The 17,219-nt window shown below is 36.6% G+C and carries 17 protein-coding genes and 3 tRNA genes; 18 read left to right on the forward strand and 2 right to left on the reverse strand.

Annotated elements, in window-relative coordinates:
* The first annotated feature begins 293 nt into the window (after positions 1–293).
* The 5 genes from FNN08_RS05415 to FNN08_RS05435 all read left to right on the forward strand — a co-directional run bounded on the left by FNN08_RS05415 (position 294) and on the right by FNN08_RS05435 (position 3,165).
* Positions 294–369, forward strand: a tRNA-Asn gene (locus tag FNN08_RS05415).
* A 358-nt stretch (positions 370–727) separates the two neighbouring features.
* Positions 728–803, forward strand: a tRNA-Asn gene (locus tag FNN08_RS05420).
* 53 nt (positions 804–856) lie between these two features.
* Positions 857–932, forward strand: a tRNA-Asn gene (locus FNN08_RS05425).
* A gap of 611 nt (positions 933–1,543) precedes the next feature.
* On the forward strand, positions 1,544–2,296 hold the full coding sequence (locus tag FNN08_RS05430) for a DUF6090 family protein (RefSeq protein WP_143583709.1): 753 nt from the start codon (positions 1,544–1,546) through the stop codon (positions 2,294–2,296).
* A gap of 248 nt (positions 2,297–2,544) precedes the next feature.
* The gene (locus tag FNN08_RS05435; protein ID WP_143583710.1) at positions 2,545–3,165 is read left to right on the forward strand and encodes a LysE family translocator; all 621 of its coding nucleotides are present in this window, start codon (positions 2,545–2,547) and stop codon (positions 3,163–3,165) included.
* A 39-nt stretch (positions 3,166–3,204) separates the two neighbouring features.
* Here FNN08_RS05435 and FNN08_RS05440 read toward each other — a convergent pair whose 3' ends face one another.
* A complete protein-coding gene (locus tag FNN08_RS05440; protein WP_143583711.1) occupies positions 3,205–3,669 on the reverse strand; it encodes a hypothetical protein in 465 nt (154 codons plus the stop codon).
* Between the two features lie 282 nt (positions 3,670–3,951).
* Here FNN08_RS05440 and ccoN point away from each other — a divergent pair, with 282 nt between their 5' ends.
* The 13 genes from ccoN (at position 3,952) to FNN08_RS05505 (ending at position 16,486) form a co-directional block, all read left to right on the forward strand.
* The gene (gene ccoN, locus FNN08_RS05445) at positions 3,952–5,379 is read left to right on the forward strand and encodes a cytochrome-c oxidase, cbb3-type subunit I (protein WP_143583712.1); all 1,428 of its coding nucleotides are present in this window, start codon (positions 3,952–3,954) and stop codon (positions 5,377–5,379) included.
* A 4-nt stretch (positions 5,380–5,383) separates the two neighbouring features.
* Positions 5,384–6,067: a cytochrome-c oxidase, cbb3-type subunit II gene (gene ccoO, locus FNN08_RS05450; protein WP_143583713.1), complete on the forward strand. Its 684-nt coding sequence runs from the start codon at positions 5,384–5,386 to the stop codon at positions 6,065–6,067.
* A gap of 2 nt (positions 6,068–6,069) precedes the next feature.
* Positions 6,070–6,252, forward strand: coding sequence for a cbb3-type cytochrome oxidase subunit 3 (locus tag FNN08_RS05455; protein ID WP_143583714.1), 183 nt, complete (start codon positions 6,070–6,072; stop codon positions 6,250–6,252).
* On the forward strand, positions 6,245–7,225 hold the full coding sequence (gene ccoP / locus FNN08_RS05460; RefSeq protein WP_143583715.1) for a cytochrome-c oxidase, cbb3-type subunit III: 981 nt from the start codon (positions 6,245–6,247) through the stop codon (positions 7,223–7,225). The genes FNN08_RS05455 and ccoP overlap by 8 nt, the downstream gene beginning before the upstream one ends.
* Positions 7,226–7,436: 211 nt before the next feature.
* Positions 7,437–7,919, forward strand: a complete 483-nt coding sequence (locus tag FNN08_RS05465; RefSeq protein ID WP_143583716.1) for a FixH family protein — start codon at positions 7,437–7,439, stop codon at positions 7,917–7,919.
* Position 7,920: 1 nt separating this feature from the next.
* A complete protein-coding gene (locus FNN08_RS05470; protein WP_143583717.1) occupies positions 7,921–10,311 on the forward strand; it encodes a heavy metal translocating P-type ATPase in 2,391 nt (796 codons plus the stop codon).
* A 15-nt stretch (positions 10,312–10,326) separates the two neighbouring features.
* Positions 10,327–10,569 carry a cbb3-type cytochrome oxidase assembly protein CcoS gene (ccoS, locus tag FNN08_RS05475; protein WP_143583718.1) on the forward strand — a complete coding sequence of 81 codons (243 nt, stop codon included), beginning with the start codon at positions 10,327–10,329 and terminating at the stop codon, positions 10,567–10,569.
* 10 nt (positions 10,570–10,579) lie between these two features.
* Positions 10,580–11,251, forward strand: coding sequence for a sulfite exporter TauE/SafE family protein (locus tag FNN08_RS05480; RefSeq protein WP_260679271.1), 672 nt, complete (start codon positions 10,580–10,582; stop codon positions 11,249–11,251).
* Between the two features lie 45 nt (positions 11,252–11,296).
* On the forward strand, positions 11,297–12,019 hold the full coding sequence (gene fnr, locus FNN08_RS05485) for a fumarate/nitrate reduction transcriptional regulator Fnr (protein ID WP_143583719.1): 723 nt from the start codon (positions 11,297–11,299) through the stop codon (positions 12,017–12,019).
* Positions 12,020–12,141: 122 nt separating this feature from the next.
* A complete protein-coding gene (gene uspE / locus FNN08_RS05490; RefSeq protein WP_143583720.1) occupies positions 12,142–13,062 on the forward strand; it encodes a universal stress protein UspE in 921 nt (306 codons plus the stop codon).
* Between the two features lie 101 nt (positions 13,063–13,163).
* Positions 13,164–14,090 (forward strand): tRNA 2-thiocytidine(32) synthetase TtcA, encoded by a 927-nt coding sequence (gene ttcA / locus FNN08_RS05495; protein WP_143583721.1) that lies wholly within the window; start codon positions 13,164–13,166, stop codon positions 14,088–14,090.
* Between the two features lie 199 nt (positions 14,091–14,289).
* Positions 14,290–15,579: an NCS2 family permease gene (locus FNN08_RS05500; RefSeq protein WP_143583722.1), complete on the forward strand. Its 1,290-nt coding sequence runs from the start codon at positions 14,290–14,292 to the stop codon at positions 15,577–15,579.
* Positions 15,580–15,682: 103 nt separating this feature from the next.
* Positions 15,683–16,486, forward strand: a complete 804-nt coding sequence (locus FNN08_RS05505) for an outer membrane protein OmpK (RefSeq protein ID WP_143583723.1) — start codon at positions 15,683–15,685, stop codon at positions 16,484–16,486.
* A gap of 69 nt (positions 16,487–16,555) precedes the next feature.
* On the opposite strand, the gene FNN08_RS05510 is transcribed toward FNN08_RS05505, so the two are convergent.
* Positions 16,556–17,206, reverse strand: coding sequence for a DUF2987 domain-containing protein (locus FNN08_RS05510; RefSeq protein WP_143583724.1), 651 nt, complete (start codon positions 17,204–17,206; stop codon positions 16,556–16,558).
* Positions 17,207–17,219 lie beyond the last annotated feature (13 nt).

Below are 17,219 nucleotides of genomic sequence, written 5' to 3' on the forward strand. Positions count from 1 at the left end.
GATTTAAAAGAAATATAATTTAAAGTTAAAATTTCTTGTTTTTAGTAATATCTAATAGAATCATAGCTGTACAGTTGGTTAACACTTTAACTAACAAAGTTATCCACAAAAACAGTGGATAACTTAGCTAATATCGTAAACATAAAATATTATTAGTTCCGGTTAAAATCTCAACTTTTTGTATGCAAAACAGCCAAACAATCACAAAGGTCGAAATTTTCTTATTTTTAGTATTGACAGCATGCATTCAGATATATAATATTCCGCCCCGTTAGCAAGGCGCTAACTTTTATTCCTCAATAGCTCAGTTGGTAGAGCAACGGACTGTTAATCCGTTTGTCCCTGGTTCAAGTCCAGGTTGAGGAGCCAAATTAAAGATAATGGTTTATTTAAGTTAAACGGTTATCGATTTTATAAAGTTTAAATCTCGTTATAGCAACGGACTGACTATTATAAAATCAGCGTTCCTCCCTAGTTAAGTCCAGGTTGAGGAGCCAAATTAAAGATAATTGTTTATTTAAGTTAAACGGTTATCGATTTTATAAAGTTTAAATCTCGTTATAGCAACGGACTGACTATTATAAAATCAGCGTTCCTCCCTAGTTAAGTCCAGGTTGAGGAGCCAAATTAAAGATAATGGTTTATTTAAGTTAAACGGTTATCGATTTTATAAAGTTTAAATCTCGTTAAAGCAACGGACTGACAATATAAAATCAAAAAGAACAATTCCTCAATAGCTCAGTTGGTAGAGCAACGGACTGTTAATCCGTTTGTCCCTGGTTCAAGTCCAGGTTGAGGAGCCATATTAAAGATAATGGTTTATTCAAGTCAATAAGCGGTTATTATAAAGAACAATTCCTCAATAGCTCAGTTGGTAGAGCAACGGACTGTTAATCCGTTTGTCCCTGGTTCAAGTCCAGGTTGAGGAGCCACATTAGAAAGGCCTGCATTTATGTAGGCCTTTTTTCTTTCCTAAACATACTTTTTAAAATACCCCGTCAATCCACCATGCTTTTGGGTAGAACCTCCTAATCCTTACTGTGAATTTAGTATTTCTCAAAGCAACGGACTGACTATTATAAAATCAGCGTTTGTCCCTGATTCAAGTCCAGGTTGAGGAGCCACATTAGAAAGGCCTGCATTTATGTAGGCCTTTTTTCTTTCCTAAACATACTTTTTAAAATACCCCGTCATTCCACCATGCTTTTGGGTGGAACCTCCTAATCCTTACTGTGAATTTAGTATTTCTCAAAGCAACGGACTGACTATTATAAAATCAGCGTTTGTCCCTGGTTCAAGTCCAGGTTGAGGAGCCATATTAGAAGACCTGCATTTATGCAGGTCTTTTTTCTTTCTCCCCTGTTCTAACTCCAGTTCAACATTACCTTCTATTTTGTTTATGTTAGAAAACTTTAAAAATTCTTAATTTATTTCTAAAAAATAATAAGTATCAAGGAATACTTAATTAATAGTTTCTTTGCTTTATGGCCTTAACTGACTTAGTGTTTTATTAAATACATACTAGAGATGCCAATTATTATTCATGTTATTACGTAAAATCACTCATCATCTAAAAGAACAAAACTGGTTTGCTGCATGGCTTGACTTATTAATAGTTATTTTGGGGATATTAATCGGTTTACAAGTTAATAGTTGGAATGAAACTCGCAAAGAAAAGGCGCTTGAGACTATTTACTTGAAAAGGTTTGTTACAGAATTAAAAGTAGATTTACAGGTATTTGACGATTCAAAGGTTAGAAATCAATACAGGATTGAAGGTGTTGATGCACTCATAGATGCTATAGAGAATGGATTTGAAACTAACCGTGATGACTTAATTCACCTATTAAAGTATATAAAAAGAATAGAAATTATTATTAAAGCTAATACTGGTACTGCTACATGGAATGAAATAGTAAGTACAGGTCGCCTTGATCTGATACAAGATCAAAAACTAAAAGCGTCAATATCAAATCACTATCAAATCGCAGACCGAGTTCGACGCGAAAATTTAATGTTTAACTCTACAGAGTTGCGACTTGACCAAATTCTTGATCGATGGTTTACATTAAAGCAGACCCTGTACTTTGCTAATTTGCAATACGATAAGCTGTCCTCTGAAGATATCACTGAAATACTAAATAAAGCATTTTCCGATAAAGAATTTTTAACCGTGCTATCTTCTTTTGCTAGAAAGCTTTATCTCGCTAATAGAATAATGTCTCGAAATGAGGTAAAAACCCAAAACTTAATTAATCATTTAGAAAAAACACTCCAGGAAAAAGAAAAACGTTAAATACATTTATTCGTTTACTGTCTATGTTTAGAGCAAATTTACCATTAACCACTCGAAAAGTTTAGATCTCAGAACGATATCTTAATGGTTGGAATTCTTTACCAGCAAATGAAGTCGGAGCTTCATTTAACAAGTTAATATAATATCTGGCAGGCCGACTTTGGCACTTTATAGTACTTGTGTTTCCACTAGCTTTAAGTTAATTAATAGGTAAAATAGCGCTCTTATTTTTAAAGGCTCGAGCATTTATGGATCTTACCGCGTTAGCAATTTTTATCCCTACTTTCTTTTTTGTGAGTATTACACCAGGTTTATGTATGACCTTAGCATTAACTTTAGGTATGACTATTGGTGTCAGACGTACCATGTGGATGATGTTTGGTGAAGTATTAGGTGTAGCCTTAGTTGCTGTTTCTGCAGTTTTAGGTGTTGCAGCCTTAATGTTAAAATTTCCGCAGATATTTGCCATATTAAAAATTATTGGCGCTCTCTATTTAGCTTATGTTGGTATTCAGATGTGGCTTTCTAAAGGGAAAATGGCCATAACAAAGAATCAGGAAACCACTCAGTCAGTTTCTAGAAAAAGCTTGTTTTCTCAAGGATTTATTACAGCGATAGCCAATCCTAAGGGCTGGGCATTTATGATTTCCCTACTCCCGCCATTTATTAATGCGAGCTTAGCTATAACGCCGCAGCTATTTTTATTGGTTAGCATCATAATGATCTCTGAATTTATCTGCATGATGATATACGCAACAGGTGGTAAAACACTGGGTAAATTAATTGCTAAGTCGGAAAATGTACGATTGATGAATCGAATTTCAGGTACATTAATGATTGGTGTCAGTATTTGGTTAGCCGTAACTTAATAAGTATATGGTTAAACAAGGAATTTAGCGTTGTATTCTTTATCTTTCACTTTCAAAATAAAACTGAATTAAGCGCGCTTCACCTTCAATTTCTAGCGCAATATTCATTATCCAAACCATAGTATCTTCAGTACAAGCACCAATCATAGTTTGAGCAGTAACTGTAATAGGTAAATTTGTAGCGGATATGTCACTTGGATTAAAAAATAATGGTATTTTACCCATAAACATATCTTTACCTTCTAACCAGGCAGAAGTGATTTTTACAGGTTTTAGTGACTTTATCTGTAATTCAAAATCAATTTCAGATTCAGCTTTAACAACTTTAGGCTCAGTTGATAACTTTATTTCTAAATCAGCGCTTACTTTCGTGCACTCTGATTGTTGAAAATCACAAAGATTTGCATTTTTGACAGAGAAATTAGATTCACTTAAGTAAAAGTTGCTCGCTACTAGCAAAATGGTGGCAATAACGAGGGTTAAAATAGTGATTTGTTTTTTCATCGATATATACTTAAGTCTATGTTTGTGCCTGATAAATAACCTATTTCGTACAAATAAATTACAAATTAATACAATTTCTTGATCCAAGTCATATTTTTACACAACTTTGGGTGACATAACACCTTCTAACCTTTATTATTCACTTCGAAAATTGGCATATCTTTAAAGTGCTTGTTTTTTGAACTATAACTAATGCATACAAATTTTTTTAACGTTCCGACGTAAAAATAATAAAAGTATAAAACGCATCAATTCAATAATTATAAATGTGGAACCTTCAATATGAGTCAAAGCAATCTGACAGAAATGGATTACAACTATAAAGTTGTGCGCCAATTTACTGTAATGACTGTAATTTGGGGCATTGTAGGTACGTTAGTAGGTGTTATTATTGCCGCTCAGTTAATCTGGCCAGCATTAAACTTTGATACACCTTGGCTAACATACTCGCGATTACGTCCTTTACACACCAATGCGGTAATTTTCGCTTTTGGTACTAGTGCACTATTTGCAACTTCTTACTATGTTGTTCAACGAACATGTAAAGCAACACTGTTTGGTGGCAAATTAGTTCCTTTCACCTTTTGGGGCTGGCAAGCTGTTATCGTTTTAGCGGCGATCACTCTTCCTATGGGATTAACTTCTTCAAAAGAATACGCCGAATTAGAATGGCCGATTGATATCTTAATCGCTGTTGTATGGGTTTCGTATGCGATAGTATTCTTTGGTACTCTTATCAAAAGAAAGACATCTCATATCTACGTTGCTAACTGGTTCTTTGGTGGTTTCATTTTAACTGTTGCTGTTCTTCACATTGGTAACTCAATGGTTATTCCATTAACTTGGAGTAAATCATACTCTATCTACCCTGGTGCTATCGATGCGATGATGCAGTGGTGGTATGGACATAATGCCGTAGGTTTCCTACTTACTGCTGGTTTCCTAGGTATGATGTACTACTTTGTTCCTAAGCAAGCTGAACGTCCGGTTTACTCTTACCGTTTATCAATAGTTCACTTCTGGGCATTAGTTTCTTTATACATTTGGGCGGGTCCTCACCACCTTCACTACACAGCACTTCCTGATTGGACGCAAAGTGTTGGTATGGTAATGTCTATCGTATTATTCCTTCCTTCATGGGGTGGTATGATCAACGGTATTATGACGTTATCTGGTGCATGGCATAAACTTCGTCACGATCCTATTCTACGATTCTTAATTGTTTCATTATCTTTCTACGGTATGTCTACGTTCGAAGGTCCAATGATGGCGATTAAATCAGTAAACGCTTTATCACACTACACTGACTGGACTGTTGGTCACGTACACTCTGGCGCTCTAGGTTGGGTTGCTATGGTTTCAATTGGTGCTATGTACCACTTAATTCCAGTACTGTTTAACCAAGGTCGTATGTACAGCGTTAAACTTATTAATGTTCACTTCTGGTTACACACAACAGGTATCGTTTTATACATTGTTGCTATGTGGATCTCTGGTGTAATGCAAGGTTTAATGTGGAGAGCTGTAAATACAGACGGTACGTTAACTTACTCTTTCGTTGAGAGCTTACAAGCTTCATACCCATTCTACTTCATCCGTTTTGTTGGTGGCGTACTTGTGGTAGCTGGTTTCGTTCTTATGGCGTATAACATGTTCAAAACTATCGGTGCAAAAGACCATAGTTTAGAAAAACAAGAGCAGGCGGCGTAATATAATGTCTAATAACAAACAAAACAAACATGAAAAACTTGAAAAACACGTAGGTTGGTTTGCTGTTGCAACAATCGCGGCCATGAGTATTGGTGGTTTGGTTGAGATAACACCTTTGTTTTTCCAAAAAGCAACTACAACTCCGGTTGATAATTTGCGCCCATATACTGCACTAGAAATGGAAGGTCGTGATATCTACATTCGTGAAGGTTGTAACAACTGTCACTCACAAATGATCCGTCCTCTTCGTGCTGAAACTGAGCGTTACGGTCACTACTCTGTAGCTGGTGAGTCAGTTTGGGAACACCCTCATTTATGGGGTTCTAAGCGTACTGGTCCTGATTTAGCACGTGTTGGCGGTCGTTACTCAGATGATTGGCACTATGCACATATGATAGATCCACGTTCAGTTGTACCAGAGTCGAACATGCCTTCGTACTCTTGGTTAGCTGATACACCAGTATCAAATGAATTATCGGCTCGTAAAATGGAGTTATTTAACAGCTTAACTAAAAATCGCAGTCATAAAGATTCGGAAGGTAACCCTATCCCACTTTATTCTGCTGATGATATAGCTAACGCTGGTAAAGAGTTCGCGACTACGAAAAGTATTACTGGTAAGGACGGTTTACAAGAAATTGACGCCCTTATCGCTTATTTACAATCACTTGGTCACGCGTTGAAATAATTATGGATTACGGCACTTTACGAGGTATTTTCACTGTTCTTATCTTTGTACTTTTTATCATAATTGTACTTTGGGCTTACAGTAAAAATCGCAAGTCAAAATTTGACAAAATTGCTAACTCTATATTTGATGAAAACGACGACAAAGAAGTAAAAAACAAACAGGAGACTAATAATAATGTCTAGCTTCTGGAGTATATGGATTACCGTTTTAACTTTAGCAACTCTATTTGGTTGTTGGCTTCTACTACGCATGTGTTTAAAGAACTTTGCAGGCGTAGCTGAAGGCGAACCAATGGACCACGAGTTTGATGGTATCCAAGAATTAAACAACCCACTACCTAAATGGTGGAGTACATTCTTCTTAGTAACAATTATTTGGGGCTTTGGCTACTTAGCTTTATACCCAGGTTTAGGTAACTTTGAAGGTTTACTAAAATGGAAAAGTTCAAACCAAGGTGTAACATCAATCGCTGAATCTGAAGCATCAGCAATTGCAGCAAAAGAAGCTGGTATGCTTGTACAATACGATCGCGAAGTGACTCAAGCGAGCGAAAAGTACGGTCCTATCTTTGCTGAATTTGCTAAGCAAGATGTTGAAACTTTAAGTACTAACGAAGACGCGCTAAAAATTGGTCAACGTTTGTTCTTACAAAACTGTTCTCAATGTCACGGTTCTGATGCTAAAGGCACAACCGGCTTCCCTAACCTTACCGATAACGATTGGTTATATGGTGGTGACGGTGCTGCGATTGAAGCGTCAATCTTAGACGGTCGTAAAGCTAACGGTATGATTGCATGGGAAACTATGCTTGGTGGTGAAGAAGGTGTTAAAGAAGTTACAGCTTATGTACTTAGCTTAAACCCTGACCGTGCTGCTAAAGTAGATGCTGATTTAGCCGCAAAAGGTGAAGCTAAATTTGCTATGTGTGCAGCGTGTCACGGTGCAGACGGTAAAGGTAGTGTTGCTATGGGCATCCCTCTAGGTGCGCCTAACCTTACAGATAATGTTTGGTTATACGGTGGTTCTGAGCGTCGAGTTCAAGAGTCTATCGCTAATGGTCGTGCTGGTGTAATGCCTGCTTGGAAACACATTTTAGGTGAAGATAAAGTACGCGTAATAAGCGCATACGTTTATAGCTTATCAAACCAAAAATAGTTTCTATTTGAAATTAAAAACCCTGTGTAGCTCAGCTATACAGGGTTTTATTTTACCTTAAACAACCGCTTAAATTTCTATGGCATTAATTATTTAAATGAGTATTTAATCCCATATTAATTCTAATACCAATCAGTTAATTAAATTGGTATCTATTGTTTTCTCTCGAATAAAGATAAAATAATACGACTAATCAAAACGAGTAAAATTTATGACTACACCCTGGTACAAAGAGCCTTGGACTTATTTAGTTTTTGGTCTGCCGTTAATTTCAATTTGCGTCGGCACCTCAGTGTTTTTTATTGCTAATGAAAACGCTGACACAGTTGTTGTTGATGATTACTATAAAGTTGGCAAAAGTATCAACCAAGATATCCGCAAATATAAAATGGCCGAAAAAATGGGCGTTGCTTTTGATATGCAAATCACAAAAAATGAAATTGTATTAAAGCCTACAGGTATCGATAAAAACTTCCCTATGCTTAATGTTGATTTTTACCATTCAACAATAAACACTCGTGATTTCAGTTTAAAGCTTACCCCAGATGGTAACGGTTGGTATCGCCAATCTTTCGATAACGACATAACAGGAAAGTGGAAAGTAACCCTTTCACCATTTGACCATAAGTGGAAAATGCAAACTACCCTAGCCTTGCCACAAAACCAATTTAAAGAGTTTGAATCTCAGCATTAATATGAATCAAGACTGTTTTCACTGTGGGGAAGATGTCCCTAACGGCCTCAATTTATTTGTAACTATTGGCAATAAGCAACAAGAAATGTGTTGCTATGGTTGTCAAGCTGTAGCACAAGCCATTGTTGAAAATGGTCTAGAAGACTATTATCGATTTCGTACCGAAAAAAACAACAAAGTCGATGCCAGCATTCCAGAAGGTTTACTCAATACTCAATTTATTGACGATGAAAACCTGCAAAATGAATTTACTTTCGATGTTGATAACTGCAAAGAAACCATACTTTCAATTGATGGTATGTCTTGTGCTGCTTGTGCATGGCTTATTGAAAAGCAACTCAGCCAACAAAGTAGCATTGTCGAGATAAAAGTTAACGCCACAACTCAACGAGCCACCGTAAAATGGGATAATACCTCAATAAAGTTGAGTGAAATCCTAAATAAAATCGGCAAGATTGGCTATCAGGCTATGCCGTTTAAAGCAAACTTAGCCGAGCAAAGCAATATAAAGCAGAAGAAAGCCTTTATTAGACGTTTAGGTGTTTCTGGCATACTTACCATGCAAGTTATGATGATTGCCTTTGGTTTATATTTTGGTGCTTTTAGTGATTTAGCCAGTCATAACCTTACTTATCTACGTGGCACCAGCTTTGTTTTAACCTTACCAATAGTTACCTTTGGTGCTTTTCCTTTTTATACAGGCGCCATTGCAGCGCTCAGAGCTAAACGCTTATCAATGGATGTACCGGTAAGTATTGCCATTATACTGGCCTTTAGTGCAAGTGCTTGGGCAACCTTTAATCAATCCGGTGAAGTATATTTTGAATCGGTAGCCATGTTTACCTTCTTATTACTTATTGGTAAGTTTTTAGAGTTTAGAGCGCGGTCTCGTGCTGCAGAAGTATCTTCTAACTTATTAAAGTTAATGCCATTAACAGCAACTATCTTAGTAGATGATAGTGAACAAATTATTAGCGCTAAACAGTTAGAAGTCGGTAACTTAGTTATTATTAAGCCAGGTGAAACTATTCCTGGTGATGGCGTTATTGTGCAAGGTAGCTCAAGTGTTAATGAGTCTATGCTTACTGGTGAGCATGCTCCGGTAAGTAAAACCATAGGCGCAACGGTTTATGCCGGTACAGTCAATAGTGACGGTAATTTAACCATAACCATTAATAAATCTAATTCGGACAGTTTTTTAACCAACCTCATTCGTCTTAGTGAAAATGCGCAGGCTCATAAACCTGCTATTGCCAAATTGTCAGATAAAATTGCGCAATACTTTGTCGCTTTAATCTTGTTAACGTCAATTGCTACTGCTGTATATTGGAGTATTAACGCCCCTGAAGAAGCGTTTTGGATTACTTTATCGGTATTGGTTGCTACCTGCCCATGTGCCTTATCTTTAGCTACTCCAACGGCTCTTACATGCGGCACAATAAAGCTTAATAAAAGTGGCATTATGATCAAGTCAGGTCATGTGTTAGAAACGGTGCCGAAAGTAGACTGTTTTGCGTTTGATAAAACCGGAACCCTAACCAATGGAGAGTTTAGTCTTACGTTAATAGAACGGATGCCAGACTGTGTATTTGACAAAGACACCCTGTTAGCAATTGCATCGGCACTTGAGACGCACTCCGAGCACCCTATCGCAAAAGCATTTGCACAATACCGAGAGCATGATATTAACTTAACCAATATCGAAGTTATCCCTGGTTGTGGTGTGCAAGGGATCTACCATGATCAATTAGTAAAAATTGGTAAATATTCATGGTTAGCTGAACATGGCGCGCTGCCTGAAAAATACAACGATGCGCAATGCATACTGACTATTGATGATAAATTTGATAGTGCTTTTTATCTATCTGACACATTAAGAACAGATACAGTACAAGTATTAAACCACATACAATCGGCACATAAAGAAAGCTTGTTAATTAGTGGTGACAACCAAGCCGGTGTTGAGAGTTTTATTGAACAAGCACAATTAAGTGAATATCATCACACTTGTAGTGCTAGTGATAAATTAAATATTATTGAATCAAAGCAAAAGCAAGGTAAAACAGTTGCTATGGTTGGTGACGGTGTAAACGACTCACCTGTATTTGCCGCAGCGCACGTTGCAATTGCTATGGGTAGCGGTACTGAAATAGCAAAAAGTGGCGCCGATGTTATTTTATTAAACAATAAACTCTCAAGTTTATTGCAGTTAATAACAACTTCAAATAAAACATCACGAATTATCAAACAAAATTTTGCTTGGGCATTTGGTTATAATGCCATTGTATTACCTTTAGCCGTATGTGGCTTTATTACGCCATATCTGGCAGTATTAGGCATGTCTGCTAGCTCTATTATCGTAGTAACAAATTCTCTACGATTATTAAAATAATCTAAGGTCTATTTTGTGAGTGTAATTTATATTCTGATCCCTATCGCCATTGTGTTTACCTCGGTTGCTATCTACCTATTTTTTTGGGCAGTAAAGACTGAACAATTTGACGACTTAGAAAAACAAGGCATGAGTATTTTGTTTGATGATGAAGCCAAAAGCCCAACCACTGATGCTCAAGCGTCAGAGCAACAGGCTAAACAAAATAGCGATCAATCAAGTAATATAGAGCAGCAACAAAACAAATCGGCCGACTGAGTTAAAAAACATGATGAACATCGACTTTATCTCTGCTTTTTTAATTGGTGTTGCAGGTGCAGGTCACTGCGTAGCTATGTGCGGAGGCATCACTTCAATGCTCACCGCTAATATAAACTCTCCTCAAAAATCTAACTTACCTTTAATTTTAAGCTATAACTTTGGTCGTATACTTTCCTACACAATAGCAGGTGCTATTGCTGGTTTAACTGGATCTCTGGCAGCCCAATCAATAGGCGTACATATAAGCTGGCTTAGGTTAATTGCCGCTATTTTCTTAATACTGCTGGGTTTATATATAGGTAAATGGGCATTTATACTTAACCGAATCGAAGGTATTGGGCAATATTTATGGCGCTACCTACAACCACTAAGCAAACGATTTATTCCAGTAAAGAATCCGACACAAGCCCTGTTATTAGGTGCTGTATGGGGCTGGCTACCATGTGGTTTAGTTTATTCTACACTCACATGGAGTATGGCAAGCGCAACTTGGTACAATGGCGCATTAATCATGTTTGCGTTTGGTTTAGGCACTTTACCCGCCTTGCTAACCTTAGCTTCAGGCTTTAGCTTTATTACTAATTTATTAAAGTCACAAAACACACGAAATGTTACAGCTGTGTTACTAATTTCTTACGGTTTATACTCTTTGGTCATTGCTCTTAAACTAATCTTTTAGTAACATTGATCTGAATCAAATAACGGATCAGCCAGTAGTAATTATATGCCTCAACCTATCGCGTACAGTAATAATATTAAGTGTCAAAATTGTAGTATCAGTGAACTGTGTCTGCCTTTTAGCTTAAATGAGTCCGAGTTGAACTTACTTGATGATATTATTCAACGTAAAAAGCCGATCCAAAAAAATACGCAAATATTCCAGGCCGGCGAACAATTGCATACTCTTTATGCAATCCGCTCAGGCACGTTTAAAACCTTTATAATTTCAGAGCAAGGTGAAGAGCAAATAACTGGTTTTCATTTAGCTGGAGATTTACTTGGCTTTGACGCCTTAGGCAAAAAAGAGCATCCTAGCTTTGCCAAAGCCCTTGAAACATCAATGGTTTGTGAGATCCCTTTTGAGGTTCTTGACGCCCTTTCAAGTAAAATACCTAAACTAAAAGCCCAAATAATGAACTTAATGAGTAATGAATTACACTGCAACAGTGAAATGTTATTACTTCTTAATCGTAAAAATGCAGAATCTAAATTAGCAACTTTCTTGGCAAGTTATGGTAGGCGCCTTGGTGCTAGACACCTTTCTTCAGTGCAGTTTAATTTACCAATGACGCGCAGTGAAATAGGTAACTACATTGGTTTAACCATTGAAACAATTTCACGCTTAATGACACGTTTTCAAAAAGATGGTTTGATTAAAGTTGAGAACAAATACATCACCATTTTGGACAAAGACGCGCTTTATAAACTAGCCGGTTTAAACCAATAACCACACATATTAATATTTTGATTTGAATCAATAGGTTAACATTATTTTGTTAACTTATTTGTAACAATAGCCATAAATGATTAAGCTTAGTAAGTAAGTTTTGCAATTGAATTGGTGAAATCATGGAAAGTTATCAAAATATTTTAGTCGTAATAGATCCTACCTCGGTCGAACAAAAAGCTTTAGCGCGAGCATGTACACTCGCTAATCGAACGGGTGCAAAGATCACCGCTTTTTTATCTATTTTTGATTTTTCCTATGAAATGACTACTATGCTGAGCGGCGAAGAGCGCGAGTCTATGCGAGCGACCGTTGTTAATGACCGTAAAGCATGGTTAAACGACCTCATTGAAGACTATGATCGCGAAATTGAATCTAAAGTTGTTTGGCATAACCGCCCTTTTGAAGCAATTTTACAAGAAGTAAAAGATAATAACTTTGACATAATCATCAAAAGCACCCATGAACACCCTACTCTTCAGTCTGTTATTTTTACTCCTACCGATTGGCATTTAATCCGAAAATCTTGGATTCCTTTACTCTTAGTTAAAGAACATCAATGGCCAGAAAACGGCCACATTTTAGCCGCTGTAAATGTCGGTAGTGAAGAAGAAGAACACTTATCACTAAACGATAAAATAAGTGAAGAAGCCATTAATCTTAGTAACTTAATTAAAGCAGATACGCATTTTGTTAACTCTTATCCTGGAACGCCAATTAATATAGCAATAGAAATTCCAGAGTTTGATGCTAATGAATATAACGAAACCATGAAAAATCATCACTTTGATGTTATGAAAGAACATGCGAAAAAATTCAACATTGCCGATGAGTTTTTACATGTCGAAGAAGGACTACCAGAAGATGTTATCGAATCGGTGGCTAAGCGTATCGATGCAGAGCTAGTCATTTTAGGAACAGTAGGACGTACAGGACTTTCAGCTGTTTTAATTGGTAATACCGCTGAGCATGTTATTGACCGGTTAAATTGTGATTTATTAGCTTTAAAACCAGACGGTTATCAATCACCTTTCTTAAAGTAGTGATTCACACCAATTAAGCGCTATATTGCTTTACAAATTAGCGCTTTTCCATATCCGATTGCTTGGGTATAATGCCGCTTTTTCAATCACGAGTAAAAGCAATGTCTACAGTGTCACCAGAAGTAAAAGCTGCTAATTTAAAACTGTCTAAACTAGAGAAACGTTTACGTCATAACGTTGGTAAAGCTATCAGCGATTACAACATGATTGAAGATGGTGACAAAATTATGGTGTGCTTATCTGGCGGTGCCGATAGCTACACTATGCTAGACATCTTATTAAAACTTCGTCGTAGTGCACCTATCCATTTTGATATTGTTGCTGTTAACTTAGATCAAAAACAACCTGGTTTTCCTGAACATGTATTACCTAACTACTTAAACGAGTTAGGTATTGAGTATCATATTATTGAAGAAGATACTTATTCTATTGTTATGGATAAGATCCCTGAAGGCAAAACTACTTGCAGCCTTTGTTCAAGATTGCGCAGAGGTATCTTATACAGCACAGCAAAGAAACTAAACGCAACTAAAATAGCTCTTGGTCATCACCGCGATGACATGATTGAAACCTTGTTACTGAACATGTTTTTTAATGGCAAAACTAAAACCATGCCAGCTAAATTAGTCAGTGATAATGGCGAACACGTAGTTATTCGCCCACTTGCCTACTGTAAAGAAGTAGATATCAAACAGTATTCAGGCATTAAAGAATTCCCTATTATTCCGTGTAATTTATGCGGAAGCCAACCAAATTTACAACGCCAAAACGTAAAACAAATGCTTAGTGATTGGGACAAACATTACCCAGGTAGAGCAGAATCAATATTTACCGCTATGCAAAATGTTGTTCCTTCTCATTTATGCGACCACCAATTATTTAACTTTAAAGAAGTTGACTTAAATTCAGGGGTAATTAATGGCGGAGACATAGCTTTTGATAAAGAAGATATCTCTGATCAGTTTTCACAAGCTAAATCTATCAATGTAAATGATTTCGATTTGGTTAATATTGTTGAAATTAAGTAACAAAACCTTTTTTAAATCATTACAGCGCAAGTTTTAAATACAAACTAATATCATTTTGTAACAAAATTACGTAAAATAGTTTTGTATTTTGTATTTATGTTCAAAAGTTTTTCGTAGCCAATAACAATAATCTATTGCATGGCGATTAAGCTTTTGTACACGATAAAAAATTTATTAACACAATTTTAGGGTTCAACTAATGTTTGAAAAACTATTTAAACTTTCACAGCATAACACTTCTGTGAGACAAGAAATCATTGCTGGTTTCACCACCTTCTTAACTATGGCTTACATCATTTTTGTAAACCCTAGCATGCTAGCGATGACAGGTATGGATGCTGGCGCAGTATTTGTAGCAACTTGTTTAGCAGCAGCTATTGGTTGTTTAATTATGGGCTTATACGCTAACTACCCTATCGCTTTAGCACCGGGGATGGGCTTAAATGCATTCTTCACATTTACTGTTGTAATGGAACTAGGTTATACCTGGAACGTTGCTTTAGGTGGTGTATTTATCTCTGGTGTAGTGTTTACTTTATTAAGTGTATTTAAAGTAAGAGAATGGATCATCAACTCTATTCCTCATGCGCTACGTTTTGGTATTGCAGCCGGTATCGGTATGTTTTTAGCACTAATTGCATTAAAAAGCTCAGGCTTTATCGTTGGCAGCCAAGCAACATTAGTTACTATGGGTGACATCACAGCTTTTGAACCTCTAATGGCTGCACTTGGTTTATTCTTAATTGTTGGTTTAGTAAGTTTAAACATTAACGGTGCGGTAATGATTTCAATTTTAATCGTTACAGTTCTAGGTTTAATCTTCGGTGACGTTGCATACAGTGGTATCGTATCTATGCCGCCTTCATTAGCACCAACATTTGCTCAGCTTGATATTGCAGGGGCATTTGAAGTTGGTATGCTGAGTGTAATATTCGCATTCTTATTTGTTGATTTATTCGATACTTCAGGAACTCTTATTGCTGTTGCTCAACGTGGTAAATTACTTGATTCAGATGGTAACCTTCCTCGTCTTAAGAAAGCTTTATTAGCTGACTCTACAGCAACAATTGCAGGTTCAATGTTAGGTACTTCAACAACAACATCTTACGTTGAAAGTACTGCTGGTGTTAGTGCTGGTGGTCGTACAGGTTTAACAGCTGTAACTGTAGCAGTATTGTTCTTAGCAGCATTATTTTTCTCACCTCTTGCAGGTATGATCCCAGCCTACGCAACTGCTGGCGCATTATTCTTCGTAGGTGTATTAATGGTAGCAGGTTTAGTTAATGTTAAGTGGGACGACCTAATGGACGCAGTTCCAGTTGTTGTTATCTTAGTAACTATGCCATTAACCTTCTCAATTGCAGATGGTATTGCTCTAGGCTTTATCTCTTACGCAGCTGTACGTATATTTAGTGGCCGTTTCTCTGAAATTAGCCCTAGCGTTTTATTCCTAGCTGCTCTATTTACCGCTAAATTTGCTTTCATGTAAACCACAGCAAATATAAAAACAATTGGGCAGGTAATTAACATCTGCCCTTTTCATATAAAAATATAAAAACTTAAATTAATCTCATTATTTTTCAGGGAAAATTATGAACACAACTCTTAAAAAACTTTCATCAGTTATCTTAGCTGGTGCGTCACTTATGTCGTTTAACGCTCAAGCAGAAATGTTTTGGTCAGATAACTCATTATCTTTATTAAAGAATCAAGGTAACTACGAAGTTGCAACTAATGATGACATCACAGTTATTACAGTTGAGCACGCATCAGGACATAACTGGGGCGATCTTTTCTTCTTCGCTGACCGTTTAGACTACAAAGAAGATTCACAAAGTGTAGCGGCTAACGAGACTTATTCTGAATTATCTCCACGTTTAAGCTTAAGCTATGCAACAGGTAGCAAAATGGAATTCGGTATTATTTCAGATGTATTTATTGCTACTACATGGGAACATTCAACGTTTGAATCAGATCCTATTATTTTACCTGACGGTTTTATGATTGATATCGACAACCGCTTTGACAACTACCTAGTTGGTGTTGGCGTTGACTTAAAACTTCCTGGTTTTGCTTTTTTTAACGTTAACCTATACCAAGCTAACAACGAACAAACAGATAACGACAACCAATTAACGGCTGTTTGGGGTTACCCTTTTAGCATAGGTAATGCCGACTTTATGTTTGACGGTTTTATTGATTGGTCATCAGCTGAAGAAACACATGCAGCAGACTTCCACTTCAACCCGCAACTTAGAATGGACATTGGTAAATATTTTGGCGTACCAAAGAAATTTGAAGCAGGTATAGAATACTCTTACTGGCACAACAAGTTCGGTATTAAAGGTTTAGATGATGAATCTGTGATTAGCTGGATGGTTAAAATCCACCTTTAATCCAAAGTTAAAACAAATAAAAACACCGCTAATTAGCGGTGTTTTTTTATGCCGACTAAAACTGAGTGATTAGTCTTTTTCAATCCAAGGAGAGATCACTTCAGGTGCTTGGCTAAAACTTAAGGCTATTTCATCTGACTTTTGTTCAGTATCAATCCTTAAGTTACACTTAGTTAACTGGCAACTTAACCCTTGTTTTAATTCATCATTAATAAAGCTAATATTTGACTCGTTAGCTTGGCTTATATGTAATCCGCTTACGTTTGGCATCATAAACCATAAGAACGAACCAAAGCTGTCTACAAGCTCTTGCATTTGCTCTGTAAGCAAAGCTAACTCATTAAAAGTATAAGACGTTTTTGTTTTGTCTTTGGCTTGAATTTGCATTTGTAAGGTACAGTTTTGCATTTCATTTTTTTGCTCTACTCGCAAAAAAGCAAACTTATCGTACATTTCTTCAGAATGTGGCACTAATAACTGCCAATCATCCGCAATTTCTATATTTGTTGGGGTTAAATCACGCCCTAACATCGTTGCTTTATTTAATTCGCAGCGAGCTCTAGAGTGATAATCCACTAAATAGAAACCCATACTAATTTGATCAAGGTTTTCATCTTTAATTTTATCTAAACGCTGATAAAAGCCTTTATATTCAATATCGATAGCAAAGCAATTAGCACTTAACGTGGCTAAACTTGCTGCTAATAATAATTTTTTCATGTTAAATCTTCTC

This window comes from Thalassomonas sp. M1454 (assembly GCF_007097525.1).
Lineage (GTDB): Bacteria > Pseudomonadota > Gammaproteobacteria > Enterobacterales > Alteromonadaceae > Thalassotalea_A.

Coding starts and splice junctions, on each gene's coding strand:
- fnr (WP_143583719.1), top strand. CDS start 11,297: ATGCCTCAACCTATCGCGTACAGTAATAATATTAAGTGTCAAAATTGT.
- FNN08_RS05435 (WP_143583710.1), top strand. CDS start 2,545: ATGGATCTTACCGCGTTAGCAATTTTTATCCCTACTTTCTTTTTTGTG.
- ttcA (WP_143583721.1), top strand. CDS start 13,164: ATGTCTACAGTGTCACCAGAAGTAAAAGCTGCTAATTTAAAACTGTCT.
- uspE (WP_143583720.1), top strand. CDS start 12,142: ATGGAAAGTTATCAAAATATTTTAGTCGTAATAGATCCTACCTCGGTC.
- ccoP (WP_143583715.1), top strand. CDS start 6,245: ATGTCTAGCTTCTGGAGTATATGGATTACCGTTTTAACTTTAGCAACT.
- FNN08_RS05455 (WP_143583714.1), top strand. CDS start 6,070: ATGGATTACGGCACTTTACGAGGTATTTTCACTGTTCTTATCTTTGTA.
- ccoO (WP_143583713.1), top strand. CDS start 5,384: ATGTCTAATAACAAACAAAACAAACATGAAAAACTTGAAAAACACGTA.
- FNN08_RS05510 (WP_143583724.1), bottom strand. CDS start 17,206: ATGAAAAAATTATTATTAGCAGCAAGTTTAGCCACGTTAAGTGCTAAT.
- FNN08_RS05480 (WP_260679271.1), top strand. CDS start 10,580: ATGATGAACATCGACTTTATCTCTGCTTTTTTAATTGGTGTTGCAGGT.
- FNN08_RS05500 (WP_143583722.1), top strand. CDS start 14,290: ATGTTTGAAAAACTATTTAAACTTTCACAGCATAACACTTCTGTGAGA.
- FNN08_RS05430 (WP_143583709.1), top strand. CDS start 1,544: ATGTTATTACGTAAAATCACTCATCATCTAAAAGAACAAAACTGGTTT.
- ccoN (WP_143583712.1), top strand. CDS start 3,952: ATGAGTCAAAGCAATCTGACAGAAATGGATTACAACTATAAAGTTGTG.
- FNN08_RS05470 (WP_143583717.1), top strand. CDS start 7,921: ATGAATCAAGACTGTTTTCACTGTGGGGAAGATGTCCCTAACGGCCTC.
- FNN08_RS05465 (WP_143583716.1), top strand. CDS start 7,437: ATGACTACACCCTGGTACAAAGAGCCTTGGACTTATTTAGTTTTTGGT.
- FNN08_RS05505 (WP_143583723.1), top strand. CDS start 15,683: ATGAACACAACTCTTAAAAAACTTTCATCAGTTATCTTAGCTGGTGCG.
- FNN08_RS05440 (WP_143583711.1), bottom strand. CDS start 3,669: ATGAAAAAACAAATCACTATTTTAACCCTCGTTATTGCCACCATTTTG.